Origin of the sequence: Pseudonocardia acidicola (assembly GCF_012911935.1) — a bacterium.
Lineage (GTDB): Bacteria > Actinomycetota > Actinomycetes > Mycobacteriales > Pseudonocardiaceae > Pseudonocardia > Pseudonocardia acidicola.
The window spans coordinates 21,283-38,876 of sequence record NZ_JAAXLA010000028.1 but is presented as its reverse complement, the minus strand read 5'-3'; the positions used below and the strand labels follow the sequence as shown (position 1 = coordinate 38,876).

Annotated in this window: 14 protein-coding genes; 3 read left to right on the top strand and 11 right to left on the bottom strand. The window is 73.9% G+C overall.

Going from position 1 to position 17,594, the window contains the following annotated elements:
- Positions 1–68 precede the first annotated feature (68 nt).
- The 3 genes from ftsY to HF526_RS16375 all read right to left on the bottom strand — a co-directional run bounded on the left by ftsY (position 69) and on the right by HF526_RS16375 (position 5,889).
- A complete protein-coding gene (gene ftsY, locus HF526_RS16385) occupies positions 69–1,889 on the bottom strand; it encodes a signal recognition particle-docking protein FtsY (RefSeq protein ID WP_169382314.1) in 1,821 nt (606 codons plus the stop codon).
- Between the two features lie 58 nt (positions 1,890–1,947).
- Positions 1,948–5,511: a chromosome segregation protein SMC gene (smc, locus tag HF526_RS16380; protein WP_169382313.1), complete on the bottom strand. Its 3,564-nt coding sequence runs from the start codon at positions 5,509–5,511 to the stop codon at positions 1,948–1,950.
- Between the two features lie 87 nt (positions 5,512–5,598).
- A complete protein-coding gene (locus tag HF526_RS16375; protein ID WP_169382312.1) occupies positions 5,599–5,889 on the bottom strand; it encodes an acylphosphatase in 291 nt (96 codons plus the stop codon).
- 22 nt (positions 5,890–5,911) lie between these two features.
- Here HF526_RS16375 and HF526_RS16370 point away from each other — a divergent pair, with 22 nt between their 5' ends.
- Complete coding sequence (locus HF526_RS16370; protein WP_338051523.1) at positions 5,912–6,655, top strand: CAP domain-containing protein; 744 nt, start codon at positions 5,912–5,914, stop codon at positions 6,653–6,655.
- Positions 6,656–6,785: 130 nt separating this feature from the next.
- Positions 6,786–7,655, top strand: a complete 870-nt coding sequence (locus HF526_RS16365; protein ID WP_169382311.1) for a type IV toxin-antitoxin system AbiEi family antitoxin domain-containing protein — start codon at positions 6,786–6,788, stop codon at positions 7,653–7,655.
- A gap of 67 nt (positions 7,656–7,722) precedes the next feature.
- On the opposite strand, the gene HF526_RS16360 is transcribed toward HF526_RS16365, so the two are convergent.
- Both HF526_RS16360 and HF526_RS16355 read right to left on the bottom strand, forming a co-directional pair.
- Positions 7,723–8,427 carry a response regulator gene (locus tag HF526_RS16360; protein ID WP_338051522.1) on the bottom strand — a complete coding sequence of 235 codons (705 nt, stop codon included), beginning with the start codon at positions 8,425–8,427 and terminating at the stop codon, positions 7,723–7,725.
- Complete coding sequence (locus HF526_RS16355; RefSeq protein ID WP_338051521.1) at positions 8,424–10,961, bottom strand: sensor histidine kinase; 2,538 nt, start codon at positions 10,959–10,961, stop codon at positions 8,424–8,426. Before HF526_RS16355 ends, HF526_RS16360 begins: the two co-directional genes overlap by 4 nt.
- A gap of 271 nt (positions 10,962–11,232) precedes the next feature.
- Here HF526_RS16355 and HF526_RS16350 point away from each other — a divergent pair, with 271 nt between their 5' ends.
- Positions 11,233–11,673 carry a nitroreductase family deazaflavin-dependent oxidoreductase gene (locus HF526_RS16350; protein WP_169382310.1) on the top strand — a complete coding sequence of 147 codons (441 nt, stop codon included), beginning with the start codon at positions 11,233–11,235 and terminating at the stop codon, positions 11,671–11,673.
- 32 nt (positions 11,674–11,705) lie between these two features.
- Here the strand turns inward: HF526_RS16350 and kdpC are convergent, their stop codons facing one another.
- The 6 genes from kdpC to HF526_RS16320 form a co-directional block, all read right to left on the bottom strand.
- Positions 11,706–12,326: a K(+)-transporting ATPase subunit C gene (gene kdpC, locus HF526_RS16345; protein ID WP_169382309.1), complete on the bottom strand. Its 621-nt coding sequence runs from the start codon at positions 12,324–12,326 to the stop codon at positions 11,706–11,708.
- 2 nt (positions 12,327–12,328) lie between these two features.
- Positions 12,329–14,341 carry a potassium-transporting ATPase subunit KdpB gene (gene kdpB / locus HF526_RS16340; RefSeq protein WP_239028770.1) on the bottom strand — a complete coding sequence of 671 codons (2,013 nt, stop codon included), beginning with the start codon at positions 14,339–14,341 and terminating at the stop codon, positions 12,329–12,331.
- Between the two features lie 98 nt (positions 14,342–14,439).
- Complete coding sequence (kdpA, locus tag HF526_RS16335) at positions 14,440–16,119, bottom strand: potassium-transporting ATPase subunit KdpA (protein ID WP_169382307.1); 1,680 nt, start codon at positions 16,117–16,119, stop codon at positions 14,440–14,442.
- A complete protein-coding gene (gene kdpF / locus HF526_RS16330; protein ID WP_169382306.1) occupies positions 16,119–16,211 on the bottom strand; it encodes a K(+)-transporting ATPase subunit F in 93 nt (30 codons plus the stop codon). Before kdpF ends, kdpA begins: the two co-directional genes overlap by 1 nt.
- A complete protein-coding gene (locus tag HF526_RS16325) occupies positions 16,208–16,351 on the bottom strand; it encodes a hypothetical protein (RefSeq protein WP_169382288.1) in 144 nt (47 codons plus the stop codon). Before HF526_RS16325 ends, kdpF begins: the two co-directional genes overlap by 4 nt.
- Positions 16,352–16,466: 115 nt before the next feature.
- Entirely contained in the window at positions 16,467–17,195 is a 729-nt protein-coding gene (locus tag HF526_RS16320) for a winged helix-turn-helix domain-containing protein (RefSeq protein WP_169382305.1), read from the bottom strand.
- Between the last annotated feature and the right edge of the window lie 399 nt (positions 17,196–17,594).

The following is a 17,594-nucleotide window of genomic DNA, read 5'->3' as shown; positions in this document are numbered from 1 at the left end:
GTTTCCGCGCGATGAACGAGCGTCGTCCGCGGGTTACGAGCCGGTTACCGCGTCACTGAATCCGGTTCTCAGTCGAGCAGCGCGTCGACGAACGCGGCGGGCTCGAACGGCGCCAGGTCGTCCGGACCCTCCCCGAGACCCACCAGCTTCACCGGAACGCCGAGCTCGCGTTGGACCCGGAAGACGATGCCCCCCTTGGCCGTGCCGTCGAGCTTCGTCAGCACGATGCCGGTGACCTTGACGACCTCGCCGAACACCCGGGCCTGCGTGAGCCCGTTCTGCCCGGTCGTGGCGTCGAGCACGAGCAGCACCTCGTCGACCTCGGCCCGCTTCTCGACGACGCGCTTGACCTTGCCCAGCTCGTCCATCAGGCCGGTCTTGGTGTGCAGCCGGCCGGCGGTGTCGAGCAGGACGGCGTCGGCACCGTCGTCGGCGGCCCGCTTGACCGCGTCGAACGCGACGGCGGCCGGGTCGGCGCCCTCGGCGCCCCGGACCACCGCGGCACCGGACCGCTCCCCCCAGGTGCCGAGCTGCTCGGCCGCGGCGGCCCGGAACGTGTCGGCGGCACCCAGGACGACGTGCCGGCCGCCGGCGACGAGCACCCGGGCCAGCTTGCCCGTGGTGGTGGTCTTGCCGGTGCCGTTCACGCCGACGACGAGCAGCACCGCCGGGCGCCCGGAGTGCGGCAGCGCGCGCACCGAACGGTCGAGGTCGGGGCGCAGCGCGTCGGTCAGCACCTCCCGCAACAACTGGCGGGCCTGCTCCGGTGTGCGGACACCGCGGCTGGCCAGCTCGGTGCGCAACGTCTCGACGAGCTCCATGGTCATCTCAGGACCGAGGTCGGCCTGCAACAGCGTGGCCTCGACGTCCTCCCACGACTCCTCGTCCAGCTCACCGGCGCCGAGCAGGCCGAGCAGGCTCTGCCCGAAGCCCGACCGGGACCGCGCCAGCCGCCCGCGCAGCCGCTCGAGGCGGCCCCCCGGGGGCTCGATGGGCTCGGTCGGGGCGAGCGGTGCGGCCTCCGGGGCGGGAGCCACCTCCGGGGCCGGAGTGGCCGGTGGGGCTGTCGCCGCGGGGGCGGCGCCGTTGGTGGAAAGCGGCTCCTCCGGTGCCGCAGCCGGCGGTGCGGTGCGGGTGACCGGCGGCGCGGTGTCCGCCGGGCGGGTGGCCGGGGTGGTCGTGTCGGGCGCGGTGGTTCCGGGCGCGGTGGTTCCGGCCGCGGTGGTTCCGGGCGCGGTGGTTCCGGGCGCGGCCGTTTCGGCGGCCGGGGCCTCCGGCGGCGCAGACTCGGGCGCGGCCTTCTCCGCGGTCGGAGCCTCGGGAGCGGCCTTCTCCGCGGCCGGAGCCTCGGGAGCGGCCTTCTCCGCCGCGGGAGCCTCCGGCGCAGCCGCCTCGGGCGCTCGCGGCCCGGCCTCGGGTGCCACGGTCTCCGCAGGACGGGTCACCGGCGGCGCGGTCTCGGCACGCGGGGTCACCGGCGGCGCGGTCTCGGCACGCGGGGTCACCGGGGCCGCCGTCTCGGCGGGCCGGGTGACCGGCGGCGCAGTGTCCGCGGGAGCGCTCTCCCGCACCTCGGTGGCCGGCGGGGCCTCCGTCGCCGCCCGGTCCTCGACCGTCGGCGGGGCCGTGTCACGTGCAGGAGCAGGCGCGGGCGCGGGCGCGGGGGCAGGCGGCGTCTGGGCCCCGGTGGAGAAGTTGAACCCGCCGCCGGCCTGGTACGTGCCTCCGCGCGGTGGCGGCTTGATCTCCGGGCCGGTCGGGCGCTCGAGCTCGTCGGATTCGCGCAGGCTGATCCGCCGCCGCCGGCCGATCACCAGCCCGAGGATGAGAGCGATCAGCAGGACCGCCGCGATGACCGCTACGACGATCCACAGGGTCTCCGTGGTCACCCGTCAAGCCTGTCATGCCGGGCGTCCCGAGGCCGCCCGGCACCCATGATCGTCGACGCTAGGACGCCGGACGCAGCCGCTGCGAGATCACCGTGGTAATGCCGTCGCCGCGCATCGACACGCCGTAGAGCGCGTCGGCGACCTCCATGGTGGGCTTCTGGTGCGTGATGACGATGAGCTGGCTCGTCGACCGCAGCTCCTCCATCAGGCTGATCAGCCGCCGCAGGTTGACGTCGTCGAGGGCGGCCTCGATCTCGTCGAGGATGTAGAACGGCGACGGCCGGGCCCGGAAGATCGCGACCAGCAGCGCCATCGCGGTCAGCGAACGCTCCCCGCCGGACAGCAGCGACAGCCGCTTGACCTTCTTGCCCGGCGGCCGCGCCTCCACCTCGATGCCGGTCGTGAGCATGTCGTCGGGGTCGGTGAGCACGAGCCGGCCCTCGCCGCCGGGGAACAGCGTGGAGAACACGATCTCGAACTCGCGGGCCACGTCGGCGTAGGCGGACGTGAACACCTCGAGGATCTTGTCGTCGACCTCGCGGACCACGGTGAGCAGGTCGCGCCGGGTGTTCTTGAGGTCCTCGAGCTGGGTGGACAGGAACCGGTAGCGCTCCTCCAGCGCGGCGAACTCCTCCAGCGCCAGCGGGTTGACCTTGCCCAGCAACGAGAGGTCCTTCTCCGCGCGCTTGACCCGGCGCTCCTGCGCGGCCCGGTCGAACGGCATCGCCGGCGGGGCGACGACGTCCTCCCCGCGCTCCTTGGCCGCCTCGTACTCGGCCAGCTCCGCCGGGCTCGGCGGCACGGCCACGTTCGGCCCGTACTCGGCGACCAGGTCCTCCACGCCGATGCCGTGATCGGCGAGCACCTTCTCGGTGAGCTGCTCGAGCCGCAGCCGCGACTGCGCGCGCATCACCTCGTCGCGATGCACGGCGTCGGTGAGCTTCTCCAGCAGCGCGGTCAGCCGCATCGACGTGCTGCGCGCCGCGGTCAGCGCGGTCTCCCGCTCGGCCCGGGCGGCCGCGGCCGCGTCCCGCTCGGTGGCCGCCTCGGCCAGCGACACCTCCATGCGCTCCAGCGCGGCCTCACCCGCGGAGACCACGAGGGCCGCGACCGCCGCCCCGCGCTCGCGCTCGGCGCGCGCCGCTGCGGCCCGCGCCCGCGCCTGCCGTTCCGACGCGGCCTGCCGGCGCAGCGACTCCGCCCGGCCGGCGATCGCGCGAGCCCGCTCCTCGGCGGTGCGCAGCGTCAGCCGCGACTCGACCTCCTCCGAGCGCGCCGCGGCCAACGCGTCGGCGGCCGCGTCCCGGATCTCGGTGTCCGGTTCGTCGTCGAGCGGCTCGCCCTCGGCCACCAGGAGCTGTTCCTCGGCGGCCTCCAGCGCGAGGAGCGCGTCGGAGCGGCGGGCCTCGACGGCGTCGCGGCGTTCGAGCAGCCGCTGCGCCTCCGCCTCCGCCGACCGGACGACCTGCTCCAGCCGCCCGAGCTGGTTGCTCGCCGCGGACCGGCGGGACTCGGCGGCCTTCTGCGTCTGCCGGGCGGCCTCCAGGTCGGTCTGCCGGGCGGCCTCCTCGGCGCGTGCCCCGTCCAGCGCCGGGCGCAGCCGGGCCAGCTCCTGCTCGACCTTCTCCCGGGCCTCCAGCGCCTCGTTCACCGCGGCCTGCACGTCCAGCGCACTCGACGCCGCGCCGGAGCCGCCGCGGGCCCGGCCGGCGGCGAGCACGTCGCCGTCCCGGGTCACCGCGGTGAGCTCCGGGCGGGCGTCCACCAGCGCGCGGGCGGCGTCCAGGTCGTCGACCACGACGACGTCGCGCAGCACCCGGCGCACCGCGCCTGCGAGCGGCTCCGCCGCCGTGACCAGCGCCGACGCCCATCGCCCGGCCGGGGGCTCGCCGGCCGCGGCCGCCTCGCCCGGGGCGCCGACGAGCAGCGTCGCGCTCCCCGCGTCGGTGGAGCGCAGCCTGCGCAGCGCCGCGACCGCGGCGTCCGGTGAGTCGACGGCGACGCCCTCGGCGAGCTCGCCCAGCGCGGCGGCGAGTGCGGTGCGGGCCGCCGGGTCGACGCTGAGCAGCCCGGACACCGCGCCGAGCACTCCGTCGAGGTCGCCGGACAACAACGCCCCGCTGCCGTCCTTGCGAGCCAGGCCCACCGACAGCGCGTCGACCCGGGCCCGCCAGTGCGCCCGCTGCTGCTCGACCTCGCGCTCCCGCTTCACCAACTCGGCGACACGTTCGCGGGCGCTCTGGTGCACCTCGGCCGCGGCGGCCACGCGATCGCCGAGGTCGGAGTCGCCGTCGTCGAGCACGCCCAACTCGTCGCGGGCGGCCTCCAGCTCGGCCACGGCCTGCTCGGTACGGGCCTGCGCCTCACCGAGGGCGTCGGAGAGCCGCTCGATCTCCTCGGCGGTGGCCGCCGCGCCGCTGCGCAGCGCCTCGGCCTTCCCGGCCAGCGTCGCCAGCCCGGCCTTGCGGTCGGCGATGGCCCGCACCGCGGCCAGGTGGGCCCGCTCGGCCGCGGCCAGGGTGCGCTCGTGCTCGGCGCGTTCCTCCAGCACCTCCGCCAGCCGGCGGCGGGCCTCCGCGACGACGGCGACCAGCTCCTCCTCCTGCTCGGCGACCGCGTCGGCCTCGCGCTCCAGCTCGTCGGGATCGCGGCCCGGGGCCCGTTCCGCGGCGGCGTCGGCCAGGTGCCGGGCGCGCTCCTGGGCCAGCCGCACGGTGCCGCGCAACCGCTCGGCCAGCGCCGAGAGCCGGTACCAGACGTCCTGGGCGGCGGCCAGCCGCGGCGCGTCCGCCGCCAGCGCCTCCTCCAACGACTCCTGCGCTTCGCGGGCCACGACGAGTTCTTCCTCGACCTCCGCGCGCCGGGCCCGGGCCGCGGCCTCGTCGGCCTCCTCCCGGGCGAGGGAGTCGCGCAGCGTGACCAGGTCGTCGGCGGCGATCCGCAGCCGGGCGTCCCGCAGTTCGGCCTGCACGGCCTGAGCGCGCCGGGCGATCTCGGCCTGCCGGCCCAGCGGCTTGAGCTGGCGGCGCAGCTCGGCGGTGAGGTCGGTGAGCCGGGTCAGGTTGGCCTGCATCGCGTCGAGCTTCCGCAGCGCCTTCTCCTTGCGCTTGCGGTGCTTGAGGACGCCCGCGGCCTCCTCGATGTAGGCGCGACGGTCCTCGGGCTTGGACTGCAGCACCGAGTCGAGCTGGCCCTGCCCGACGATGACGTGCATCTCGCGGCCGATGCCGGAGTCGCTGAGCAGCTCCTGGATGTCGAGGAGCCGGCAGCTCGAGCCGTTGATCTCGTACTCGCCCGCGCCGTCGCGGAACATCCGGCGGGTGATCGAGACCTCGGAGTACTCGATGGGCAGCGCGCCGTCGGAGTTGTCGATGGTCAGGGTGACCTCGGCGCGGCCCAGCGGCGCCCGGCCGGCCGTGCCGGCGAAGATCACGTCCTCCATCTTGCCGCCGCGCAGCGCCTTGGCACCCTGCTCGCCGAGCACCCAGCTGATCGCGTCGACGACGTTGGACTTGCCCGAGCCGTTCGGCCCGACCACGCAGGTGATGCCCGGTTCCAGGCGCAGCGTCGTGGCCGAGGCGAAGGACTTGAAGCCCTTCAACGTCAGGCTCTTGAGGTACACGGTGCGTGGTCTCCCGGGGGGCAGGTGGCCACGAAGGCTACCGGGCGGCGTCCGGACGCCGAGTAGCGCGCCGTTCTCGGCTCGGTGTCAGGCCTCGACGAATCCGGAGAACCCCCCGCGCGCCCGCGTCCACTGCTCCACGACCTGGTCCACCCGGCCCGGGGTGTGGCCGCTGCGCAGCGCCTCGAGCAGCCGCTCGCACGCCGCCCGATCACCCTCCGCAACCACCGCGACCCGCCCGTCGGGGAGGTTCCGGGCCTGTCCGACGAGGCCGATCTCGAGCGCGCGGGAGCGGGTCCACCAGCGGAAACCCACTCCCTGTACCTTCCCGTGGACCCATGCGGTGAGCCGAACGGCGGAATCCGAGTTGATACTCACAGTGCTGCTACGTTACCGCGCCGTGACTCGATCATGGATGCGCGGCGGGGTGCTGTTGGTCGGGCTCACCATGGGCGCCCTCCTCGCGGGACTCGGCGCCACCGTCGGGGCCTCGGCGCTCCCGGGGTCCTGGACCGCCGCGCTCGGCGGGCCGGCCGGCGCCGAGACGCCGGCACCCACGTTCACCCCCGCCGCCCGGGTCACCGCGGCCCCGGCTCCGCCGCCGGCGCTCGCCGCGCCACCGCCGGCCACGACCACGCCGGCGGCCACGCCTACCGCGCCGCCGACGACGACGGCGCCGGTAGGTACCACCACCCCGGTCCCGGCCACGACGACCCGGGCCGCGGTGCGGACCACCGCGCAGCGGCCCGCTCCGGCCCCGGCCGCCGCACCGGCGGGCACCCCGGCCGCCCAGGTCGTCGCGCTGACCAACGCGCAGCGCGCCCGGGCCGGCTGCGGCGCACTGCAGGTCGACGCCCGCGTCACCGCCGCGGCCCAGCAACACAGCGCCGACATGGCGTCGAACAACTACTTCTCGCACACCGGGAGCGACGGCAGCTCGTTCGGCGACCGACTGCAGGCCGAGGGCTATCCCGCGCCCGGCGCGGAGAACATCGCCCAGGGCCAGCCCGACGCCGCCGCCGTCGTCGACGCCTGGATGAACTCGCCCGGCCACCGCGCGAACATCCTGGACTGCTCACTGACCACCATCGGCGTCGGCTACGACTCCCGCGGCGACTACTGGACCCAGGACTTCGGCCGCTGAAGCCCGCCAAGATCGCCTTTTGCGGGACGTTCCGGCCATCCCTGGCCGGGAGGTCCCGGGAACGCCGATCATGGGCGGCGATTTCACCGAATCGGGCCCGCCCGAAGCCGGGTCACCCGATCCTGGCCGCATGTCCATCGATCATCTGCTGAGACGCCAGGCCGGTGTGCTGAGCCTCGGGCAGGCGCTTGAGCACGGCATGTCGGGCCGCACAGTGCGACGCCGCGTCGCCTCCGGCCGGTGGCGGGCCCTGCACACCGGCGTTTACCTGCTCGGTGGGCACCGGCTGACCGACGAGGTGCGGGTCCGCGCGGCAGGCCTGTGGGCAGGTGAGAACGCCGCGGTGTCCGGGCCGGCCGCAGCGTACTGGCACGGGATGCTGCCGAAGGCGCCCGCGGTGATCGAGGTGACGGTCCCGGCGCGGGCCAAGCCCCGTCCCCAACCCGGGATCCGGATCCGGCGGCGCGACCTGCCGCCGCCGGATCTGATCGGGCTCCGGGACGTCTGGCTCACCGACGCCCCGCTGACCGCCCTGGAGACGGCCGTCGCACTGTCCCGCAGCGGATCGATATTCCTGGACCGCGCGCTGCAGCGTCACGTCCGGTTCCCCGCGGTCTACCGGGCGTTCTGCCGCAACATGGGCCGCCGGGGCTCATGCGCGGCCGGTGACCTGCTGATCGCCGCGGCGGACCGGGCCGACTCTGCCGCCGAGCGGCTGCTCGTCACGATCCTGCGCAACGCCGGAATCACCGGCTGGACCACGGGTCACCCCTTCGGGGCCTACCGCATCGACCTGGCCTTTCCCGCCGTGCGGGTCGCCGTCGAGGTCGACGGCTGGGCCTGGCACGTCGACGCCGAGCGCTTCCGCACCGACCGCCGTAAGGGCAACGCGCTGGTCCGGGCCGGCTGGGACCTGTTGCGCTTCACCTGGCACGACCTCGCGAACGAACCCGCGAGAGTCCTCGACGAGGTCCGCGCCACGCTCACGGCCGCCGCATGATCAGCACATCCGGGACATTGCGGCCGCCCATGGCCGCGCATGTCCCGAAACCGGCGATCATGAGGCGTCACCCGTCGAACCGGTACCCCATCCCCGGCTCGGTGATCAGGTACCGCGGCCGGGACGGCTCCGGTTCGAGCTTGCGGCGCAGCTGGGCGAGGTAGACGCGCAGGTAGTTGGTCTCCTTGCCGTAGGTGGGGCCCCATACCTCGCGGAGCAGCTCGCGCTGGCCGACCAGCTTGCCGCGGTGGCGCACGAGCATCTCGAGGATGCCCCACTCGGTCGGCGTCAGGTGCACCTCCTGGTCACCGCGGGCCACCCGTTTGGCGGCCAGGTCGACCCGGAACGCCCCGACGTCCACCACCGCGTCGCCGTCGACCGAGCCCGCGGACGCACGCCGCACCGCCGCCCGCAGCCGCGCCAGCAGCTCGGCCATCCCGAACGGCTTGGTCACGTAGTCGTCGGCACCGGCGTCGAGGGCACGCACCTTGTCGGAGGAGTCGGTGCGTGCCGACAGCACGATGATCGGGACCGCGGTCCAGCCGCGCAGCCCCTCGATGACGTCGATGCCGTCGAGGTCGGGCAGACCGAGGTCCAGCACGACGACGTCGGGATGCCCGTCGGCGGCCACCCGCAGCGCCGCGGCACCGTCGGCGGCGACGAGCACGTGGTAGCCGTGCGCGGTCAGGTTGATCCGCAGGGCGCGCAGGATCTGCGGATCGTCGTCGACGACGAGCACCCGCACCCCGGTCCCCGCCGCATCGCTGGTCACCGCAGCGGCCCCGCGGCGTCCGCCGGTACGGCCGGGGCGGCGGCGATCGGCAATGACACCACGACGGTCAGCCCGCCACCCGGGGTGTCCTCCGCGCACAGGGTGCCGCCCATGGCCTCGGTGAACCCGCGGGCCACGGCGAGGCCGAGCCCGACGCCGGTCGTCGGGTCCCGGTCGCCGAGCCGCTGGAACGCCACGAACAGCCCGTCGCGGGACCCCCGCGGCACCCCCGGCCCGCTGTCGACGATCCGCAGCTCGACCCGATCGCCGTAGGCGCTCGCGCGCAGCGCGACGGGCGCCCCGTCACCGTGCCGCAGCGCGTTGTCCACCACGTTGGCCACCACTCTCTCCAGCAGCCCGGCGTCGGCCACGACGTCGGGCAGGTCCTCGGGGATCTCCACGCTCACCCGGGCCGCACCGTCCACCCCGACCAGCGCCCGCGCGGCCACCTCGTCGTAGCCGACGGGGGCCAGCAGCGGCGTGACCGCGCCGGCGGCCAGCCGCGACGAGTCCAGCAGGTTGTCCACCAACCCGGTGAGCCGGTCGGCGGACTCCTCCACGGTGGCCAGCAGGTCCGCGCGGTCGTCCTCGGAGAGCAGCAGGTTCGGGTCGCGGAGGCTGCCGGCGGCGGCCTTGATCGACGTGAGCGGGCTGCGCAGGTCGTGCCCGACCGCGGACAACAGGGCGCTGCGCGTCTCGGTGGCCTCGGCGCGGCGCCGGGCGCTCTCCGCCTCCGCGGCGGAGCGCTGGCTGCGCAACGCCAGCAGCGCCTGACCACCGACGGTCTCCAGCAGCCGCGTGTACGACGCGGGCAGGGACCGGCCGGTGCCGATCAGGTGCAGGTCGGGTTCCACCTCGACGTCGACGTCGGCCTCGTCGGGCCGTCCGCAGTCGGGCGGGCCGGACACCGCCACCCGGGTCCAGCCGGGCCCGCCGCCGGCGGTCCTCTCGATCAGCGCGACCGACCGCAGCCCGAAGGCCTCGCGGACCTTCTCCAGCAGCCGTGGCAGCGGGTCGGTGCGGGTGAGCACGCTGCGCGCGAACGACGCCAGCAGGGCGGCCTCCGCGCGGGCCCGGGCGGCCTGTTCGGCGCGCCGGGCGGCCCGGTCGACGAGCAGCGCCACGAGCACGGCGACGACCAGCATCGCGGCGACCGTGATCACGTTCGCGCTCTGCCCGATGGTGAACGAGTACAGCGGCGGGGTCAGGAAGAAGTTGAGCAGCAGCCCGCCCAGCAGCGCGGCGAGCAGCGCCGGGCCGAGCCCGCCGACCACGGCGACGAGCACCGTGGCCAGGAAGAACAGCACGACGTCGGTGGACAGCCCGATGACGCCGTCGAGCAGGGTGCCCAGTCCGGTGGCCAGCGCCGGCGCCAGCACGGCGAGCACCCAGCCGACCCAGATCCGCCCGGGCGCCAGCCCGCTGCGCCACGCCGGCAGATGCAGGCCGCCACCGGCGGCGTCGTGGGTCACCATGTGCACGTCGATCGGTCCGGACTCCTGCACGACACGCGCGCCGATGCCCTGGTCGAACAACCGGGCCAGCCGGGAGCGCCGCGACGTACCGAGCACGAGCTGGGTGGCGTTGACCCCGCGGGCGAAGTCGAGCAACGCGGCCGGGACATCGTCGCCGACGACGGTGTGGAAGGTCGCGCCGACCCCGTCGGCCAGCCGGCGCAGCCCGGACACCGCCCCGACCGGCGGGCCGGCCAGCCCGTCGCCGCGCAGCACGTGCACGGCGAGCAGATCGGCCTGCCCGGCACGCTTGGCGATCCGGGCGGCCCTGCGCAGCACCGTCTCGCTCTCCGGCCCGCCGGTGAGGGCGACCACCACCCGCTCCCGGGTCTCCCACACATCGGTGATCCGCTTGTCGGTGCGGTAGCGCTGCAGCGCCTCGTCCACCTCGTCGGCCACCCACAGCAGCGCGAGCTCACGCAACGCGATGAGGTTGCCGGGCTGGAAGTAGTTGGCCAGCGCGGCGTCGACCTTCTCCGCGGCGTAGATGTTGCCGTGCGCCATCCGGCGGCGCAGCGCCTCCGGGGTGATGTCGACGAGCTCGAGCTGCCCGGCGCGGCGCACCACCTCGTCGGGCACCGTCTCGCGCTGGCGGACCCCGGTGATGCGTTCCACGACGTCGTTGAGCGATTCCAGATGCTGCACGTTGACCGTGCTCAGCACGTCGATGCCGGCCTCGAGCAGCTCCTCGACGTCCTGCCAGCGCTTGGGGTTACGCGAGCCCGGGGCATTGGTGTGGGCGAGCTCGTCGACCAGGACGACCGTCGGGTGGCGGGCCAGCACCGCGTCGACGTCCATCTCCTCGAGCTGCGTGCCGCGGTGCGCGAACGTGCGCCGCGGCACCGTCTCCAGGCCCTCCAGCATCGCCACCGTCTTGGCCCGGCCGTACGTCTCGACCAGGCCGACGACGACGTCGGTGCCGCGTTCGGCCCGCCGCCGTCCCTCGCCGAGCATGGCGTAGGTCTTCCCCACCCCGGGGGCGGCCCCGAGGTAGATGCGCAGCTCACCGCGCCGTGTCACGATGCCATTCTCCGTCGCGCAACGCCCTTGTCGAGCGTCGTTCCCGTCACGCGCGATGCCCCGTCACCCGGTGAGGGGCAGGGGGTGCGTCCACGGAGAACGCGCACGGGCTGCAGGTGGCCGATCCGGGCGACGCGGGGCGGACGACGTGGAGGAGGTCCGGCTGTCGGCGCCCACGGAGGCCGGGACCGAGTGATCGTCGTGCCCGGCCGCGCACCCGGCCGTAGGCTCGGGAACGATCATGCCCGGCATCCGTGTCGCAGGAGGAATCATGAGTGAACCGCAGGGCGAGCCGGTCGACAGCCCGGTCGGCTGGGTCAACGAACACATCAAGCAGTACGACGAGTCGGGCGGCACCGAGGGGCACGAGTGGAACGGCGTCCCGACGCTGCTGCTCACCGTGACCGGCCGCAGGACCGGCACGCCGCGGCGCACCGCGCTGATCTACGGCGAGGACGACGGCAACTACGTCATCGTCGCCTCCAAGGGCGGCGCTCCGGACCACCCCGTCTGGTACCTCAACCTTCAGGCCGACCCCGACGTCGAGATCCAGGTCGGGCCGCAGAAGCTGGCCGCGAAGGCGCGCACCGCCGACGCCGACGAGAAGGCCCGGCTCTGGCCGAAGATGGCCGAGATCTGGCCCGCCTACGACGAGTACGCCACGAAGACCGACCGGGACATCCCGGTGGTGATCCTCGAGCCGCAGCGCTGACGCGCCCGTGAGCGGTAGGTGGTGCCGGAGCACTACTTACCGCTCACGGCATGCTGCACCGCGAGGTTCAGCTCGGTGACGTTCACCGTCGGTTCGCCGAGGAACCCGAGGGCCCGGCCGTCGGTGGCCTCCGCGACCAGGGCCTGCACCCGCCCCACCGGCAGCCCGTTGACCCGCGCGACCCGCGGCACCTGCAGCGCGGCGTACGCCGGGCTGATGTCCGGGTCGAGCCCGGAGGCCGAGGCCGTGACGGCGTCCGGCGGCACCTGCTCGGGAGCCACGCCCTCGCGGGCCGCGATCGCCGCCCGGCGTTGCGCGACCTGCTGGAGCAGCTTGGTCGAGTCACCGGCCAGGTTCGACCCGCCCGAGGTCGTGGTGTCCCCGGGCCCGAGCACGTCCTGCGCGGTGGCGGACGGGCGGGTGTGGAAGAACGGGTCGTTGTTCGGGTCGGCGGCCACCGGGTCCACCCCGATCAGCGACGAGCCGGCCGGGGCGCCGCCCGCGGTGACGACCGACCCCTCGGCCCGCCCGGACAGGCCCGGCAGGTGCGCCACGCCCCACACCGCCAGCGGGTAGACCACCCCGCACAGCACCGTCAGCAGGATCAGCAGCCGCAGCCCGGTGGCGGTCTGCCGCCATAGCGTCGTGAGCATCGTCAGATCCCCGGGATGTGTCGGACCAGCAGGTCGAGGAGGAAGATCCCGACGAAGGGCGACACCACGCCGCCCAGCCCGTAGATCAGCAGGTTGCGGCGCAGCAGCGATGCGGCGTTCGAGGGCCGGTAGCGGACCCCGCGCAGGGCCAGCGGGATGAGCGCCACGATGATCAGCGCGTTGAAGATGACCGCGGACAGGATCGCGGACCTCGGCGTGGCCAGGTGCATGACGTTCAGCGTGGCGAGCCCCGGGTAGATCACGGCGAACATGGCCGGCAGGATCGCGAAGTACTTGGCCAGGTCGTTGGCCACCGAGAACGTGGTGAGCGCCCCGCGGGTGATCAGCAGCTGCTTGCCGATCTCGACGATCTCGATGAGCTTCGTCGGGTCGGAGTCCAGGTCGACCATGTTGCCGGCCTCCTTGGCCGCGGCCGTCCCGGTGTTCATCGCGACGCCGACGTCGGCCTGGGCCAGAGCGGGCGCGTCGTTGGTGCCGTCGCCGGTCATCGCGACCAGCCGCCCGCCCTCCTGCTCCTTGCGGATCAGCGCCATCTTGTCCTCGGGCGTGGCCTCCGCGAGGTAGTCGTCCACGCCCGCCTCGACCGCGATCGCGCGGGCGGTGAGCGGGTTGTCGCCGGTGATCATCACCGTGCGGATGCCCATCACCCGCAGCTCCGCGAAGCGCTGCGCGATACCGGGCTTGACCACGTCGGAGAGCCGGATGACGCCGAGCAGCCGGGCACCGTCCCCGCCGGCGGCGGTGCCGGCCTCGGCGACGACGAGCGGGGTCGCGCCCTGCTCGGCGATCTCGTCGACGAGCCGGGTGACCTCCGGTGAACTCGTGGCGCGGGCTCCGTTGCCCGACGCCCAGGCCGCGACCGCGCTGGCCGCACCCTTGCGGATCGAGCGGCCGTCGACGTCCAGCCCGGACATCCGGGTCTGTGCGGAGAACGGCACGAACTCCGCGACCGCCTCATCGGCGGTCGCCTCGGCCGGGAGGCCGTGCTCGCGCGCGCAGAGCTCGACGATGCTGCGGCCCTCCGGGGTCTGGTCGGCCAGGCTGGACAACCGGGCCGCCGCCGCCAGCCGGGCGATCGACACCCCGTCGAGCGGGATCAGCTCGGTGGCCTGCCGGTTGCCGAAGGTGATGGTGCCGGTCTTGTCCATCAGCAGGGTGTCGACGTCGCCGGCGGCTTCGACGGCCCGCCCGGACGTGGCCAGCACGTTGCGCTGCACGAGCCGGTCCATGCCCGCGATGCCGATCGCGGAGAGCAGCGCGCCGATCGTCGTCGGGATCAGGCAGACGAGCAGGGCGGTGAGCACGATCAGCGACTGCTGCGCACCGGCGTAGCCGGCCATCGGCTGCAGCGCGACGACCGTGAGCAAGAAGATGATCGTCAGCGCGGCGAGCAGGATCGTCAGTGCGATCTCGTTGGGTGTCTTCTGCCGGGAAGCCCCCTCGACCAGCGCGATCATCCGGTCGACGAACGACTCCCCGGGCTTGGTCGTGATCTCCACGATGATCCGGTCGGAGAGCACCGTCGTGCCGCCGGTGACCGAGCTGCGGTCGCCGCCGGACTCCCGGATGACGGGCGCCGACTCGCCGGTGATGGCCGACTCGTCGACGGTCGCGATGCCCTCGATGATGTCGCCGTCGCCCGGGATCGTCTCGCCGGCCTCGACCACGACCCGGTCACCGATCGTGAGTTCGGTGCCGGGCACCTGCTCCTCCGAACCGTCCGGGCGCAGCCGCCGCGCGACGGTCTCCTTCCGGGTCCGCCGCAGCGACTCGGCCTGCGCCTTGCCCCGGCCCTCGGCCACCGCCTCGGCCAGGTTGGCGAACAGCACGGTGAACCACAGCCACACCGCGATCCACCACGCGAAGGTGGACGGCTGGACGATGGCCTGCACCGTGACCAGCGCGGATCCGACCCAGACGACGAACATGACCGGGTTGCGCAGCTGGGCGCGCGGGTTGAGCTTGCGCAGCGCGTCCGGGGTCGAGGCCAGCATCTGTCGAACGCTGAAGGCCCCGGCGGACACCGCGGCCCGCGACGACCGCTCCACGGCGGTCTGCTCCGGCCGCTTCGGGGCGACGGTCGTGTCGGTGTTCATGAGAGAGCCTCTGCGATCGGGCCCAGCGCCAGGGCCGGGAAGAAGACCAGTGCCCCGACCAGCAGGATCGTCCCGCCGACGAGTACACCGAACAGCGGACCGTCGGTGGGCAGGCTGCCCGCCCCCGGCTCGAGCCGCTTCTGGGTGGCGAGCGAACCGGCCAGGGCGAGTGCCGCCATGATCGGGATCAGCCGGCCGAACAGCATCGCGATGCCGAGCGTGGACTGGAAGAAGTCGCTGGTCACGGTGATGCCGGCGAAAGCGCTGCCGTTGTTGTTCGACGCCGAGGCGTAGGCGTAGAGGGCCTCGGAGAAGCCGTGCGCACCGCTGTTGTTCAGCGCGTTGAGTGTGCTCGGCAGTGCGATGGCGAGGCCCGCGCCGAGCAGCACCAGGGTCGGCATGGCGAGGATCGACACGGCGGCCGTGGTGACCTGCACCCGGCCCAGCTTCTTGCCCAGGTACTCCGGAGTGCGCCCCACCATCAGCCCGGCCAGGAACACCGCGATCACGGCGAAGATCAGGATGGCGTACATCCCGGTGCCGACCCCGCCCGGAGCGATCTCCCCGAGCAGCAGGTTGAGCAGCGCCGCGCCGCCCCCTGCGCCGGTGAAGCTGTCGTGCATCGAGTTCACCGCACCCGTCGAGGTGCCGGTGGTGGAGATCTCGAACAGCGACGAGGCCGGTATCCCGAAGCGGACCTCCTTGCCCTCCAGGGCCGATCCGGCGGCCCGGGTGGCCACCGCACCGGGGTTCGGATGGGTCTCCGCCCACCAGGAGATGGCGAGCAGCGAGCCCCAGAGCACGCCCATCACCGCGACGAGCACGGTGCCCTGCCGGGCGTTGCCGACCATCTTGCCGAACGTGCGGGTCAGCGACACCGGGATGCACAGCAGCAGGAAGATCTCCAGCAGGTTGGTGAGAGCGCCGGGGTTCTCGAACGGGTGCGCGGAGTTGGCGTTGAAGATCCCGCCGCCGTTCGTGCCGAGCTCCTTGATCGCCTCCTGGGACGCCGCCGGCGCCAGGGCCAGGGTGTGCCGGCTGCCGTCGACGGTGGTGACCGTGACACCCGAGCGCAGCGACATGACCACGCCGGATGCCACCAGCACGATCGCGGCGACGAACGCGATCGGCAGCAGCACCCGCACGGTGCCGCGTACGAGGTCGACCCAGAAGTTGCCGAGCCGATCGGTGCCCGAGCGCGCGAACCCGCGGAACAGTGCCACCGCGACCGCCATGCCCACCGCCGCCGACACGAAGTTCTGCACGGTGAAGCCGAGCATCTGGATGCTGTGGCCCGCGACCTGCTCCGGGGTGTAGGACTGCCAGTTCGTGTTGGTCATGAACGAGACGGCGTTGTTGAACGCCATCGCCGGCGGGATCGTGTCGCCGTCGAACCCGCGGCCGAACGCGAACGGCAGGAACGGCTGCAACCGCTGCAGCAGGTAGAGCAGCACGATCGAGACGAACGAGAAGCCGAGCACGCCGCTGGCGTAGGTGGTCCAGCGCTGCTCGGCGTCCGGGTTGACCCGGGCCAAGCGGTACAGCGCCTTCTCCACCCGCCAGTGCTTCGCACCGGTGTAGACCCGCGCGAGGTAGTTGCCGAACGGCACGTAGACCACTGCGAGCAGCACCAGCAGCGCCGCCACCTGCAACAGGCCGGCCGCGGTGTCGGACATCAGAAGCGCTCCGGACGGATCAGGGCGATGAACAGGTAGATGAGCAGCCCGAGGGCGACGACGCCCCCGACCACGTTGGCCAGGTTGTTCACAGCCGCTCCAACCCGCGCAGGATCAGGACCAGCACCGCGAAACCCCCGATCAGCAGCAGCGCGAACAGCAGGTCGGCCACAGTGCACTCCTCGCAACCGTCCGCCGGTACCTCCGGCGGGTCGAGGCAGCGTGCGCCCACCCACGCGCGGTGGGCGCGGTCGAGACGCCCGCTTGACGCCCGAGATGCCCGATCTTGACGTGCTGTTAGCGGCGGGCACGGAGGGTGTGATGCCGGTGACACGGTGCCGGTGGCGTCACGTGGCGCCGGGTCCGGCGGGCGCGCGCCCGCCCGTCGCCCCTCGGTCGCGTGCGACGAAGACGAGCCCCAGCCCCGGGTGCGAGATGAGGTAGCGGGGGTGGGCCGGATCGGGTTCGAGCTTGCGCCGCAGGCTGCACAGGCACGCCCGCAGGCATCTGCCCCCGCCGACGACGTCGCCACCGCTGATCTCCCGCAGCAGCTGGTCGGGGGCGATCACCTGCCCCGCGCGATGCACGAGGGCGCCGAGCAGACGCCACTCCTTGGCGGTCAGCCGGATCTCGGCGCCGCCGGTGAGCCGGACCCGGCGGGCGGCCGTGTTGATGACGAAGTCGTCGGTGACCACCGGTGGCGGCTGGTCGCGGTAAGCGGTCCGCCGCAATGCCGCCCGCAGCCGGGCCAGGAACTCCGCCACGTCGACGGGCTCGACCAGGACGTCGTCGGCGCCGGCATCGAGGATGGCGATCGTCTCGGCGGCAGCGTCGTGTGCGGCCGGCACCAGCACCAGCACCGGGACGGAGGTGTGCAGCCGCAGGCGCGCGACGGCGGTGGCTGCGCCGGTGACACCGGTATCGAGGACGGCCGCGTGCACCGCCCGGCGCCGTAGCACGAGGGTGGCCTCGGGCAGGGTGCGGACGGTCTCGACGGCGAAGCCGCCGCGGCGCAGCACCCTGACAGCGAGCGAGGGTGCGAGCCCCTCGGAGTCCACCACCAGGATCGGGATCACGGGTCGGCCCACCGCGGGCCGGGCACGGCGAGGCCGGTTCCGCGCGGGTGGCGCCCGGGCAGGATCACCGCAGCCTCCGACGTTCTCTGGCGCCCGCTCCCGGACGCCGACAGGACAGATATGGCCCCTCGACGCCCGTGATGCCACGCCCGGTGACCGATGTTGACGCGACCCAGATGCGGCGCGGGCCGACACTGACGCCGCCGCAGCGGCGGTCACGCCACCCGGCGGTCCCACCTCCCACCGACCATCGCCACGGCGCATTCGCCCATTTCCGGCAGAAGGTGCTGCGGCCGGCAGGTGATGATTCCGCGGTCGCGCGCGATCGCCCCGAATTCACGCCCCGCAAGCGGTCACCCGGGCCGCGACATGCGCTGTGGCGCACAGATCACCTGGTAG

Excerpts from the sequence above, each read along its gene's own strand:
- kdpC (WP_169382309.1), bottom strand. The coding sequence starts at position 12,326 with ATGCTCACGACGCTATGGCGGCAGACCGCCACCGGGCTGCGGCTGCTG.
- HF526_RS16365 (WP_169382311.1), top strand. The coding sequence starts at position 6,786 with ATGTCCATCGATCATCTGCTGAGACGCCAGGCCGGTGTGCTGAGCCTC.
- HF526_RS16350 (WP_169382310.1), top strand. The coding sequence starts at position 11,233 with ATGAGTGAACCGCAGGGCGAGCCGGTCGACAGCCCGGTCGGCTGGGTC.
- kdpA (WP_169382307.1), bottom strand. The coding sequence starts at position 16,119 with ATGTCCGACACCGCGGCCGGCCTGTTGCAGGTGGCGGCGCTGCTGGTG.
- kdpB (WP_239028770.1), bottom strand. The coding sequence starts at position 14,341 with ATGCTGGCCTCGACCCCGGACGCGCTGCGCAAGCTCAACCCGCGCGCC.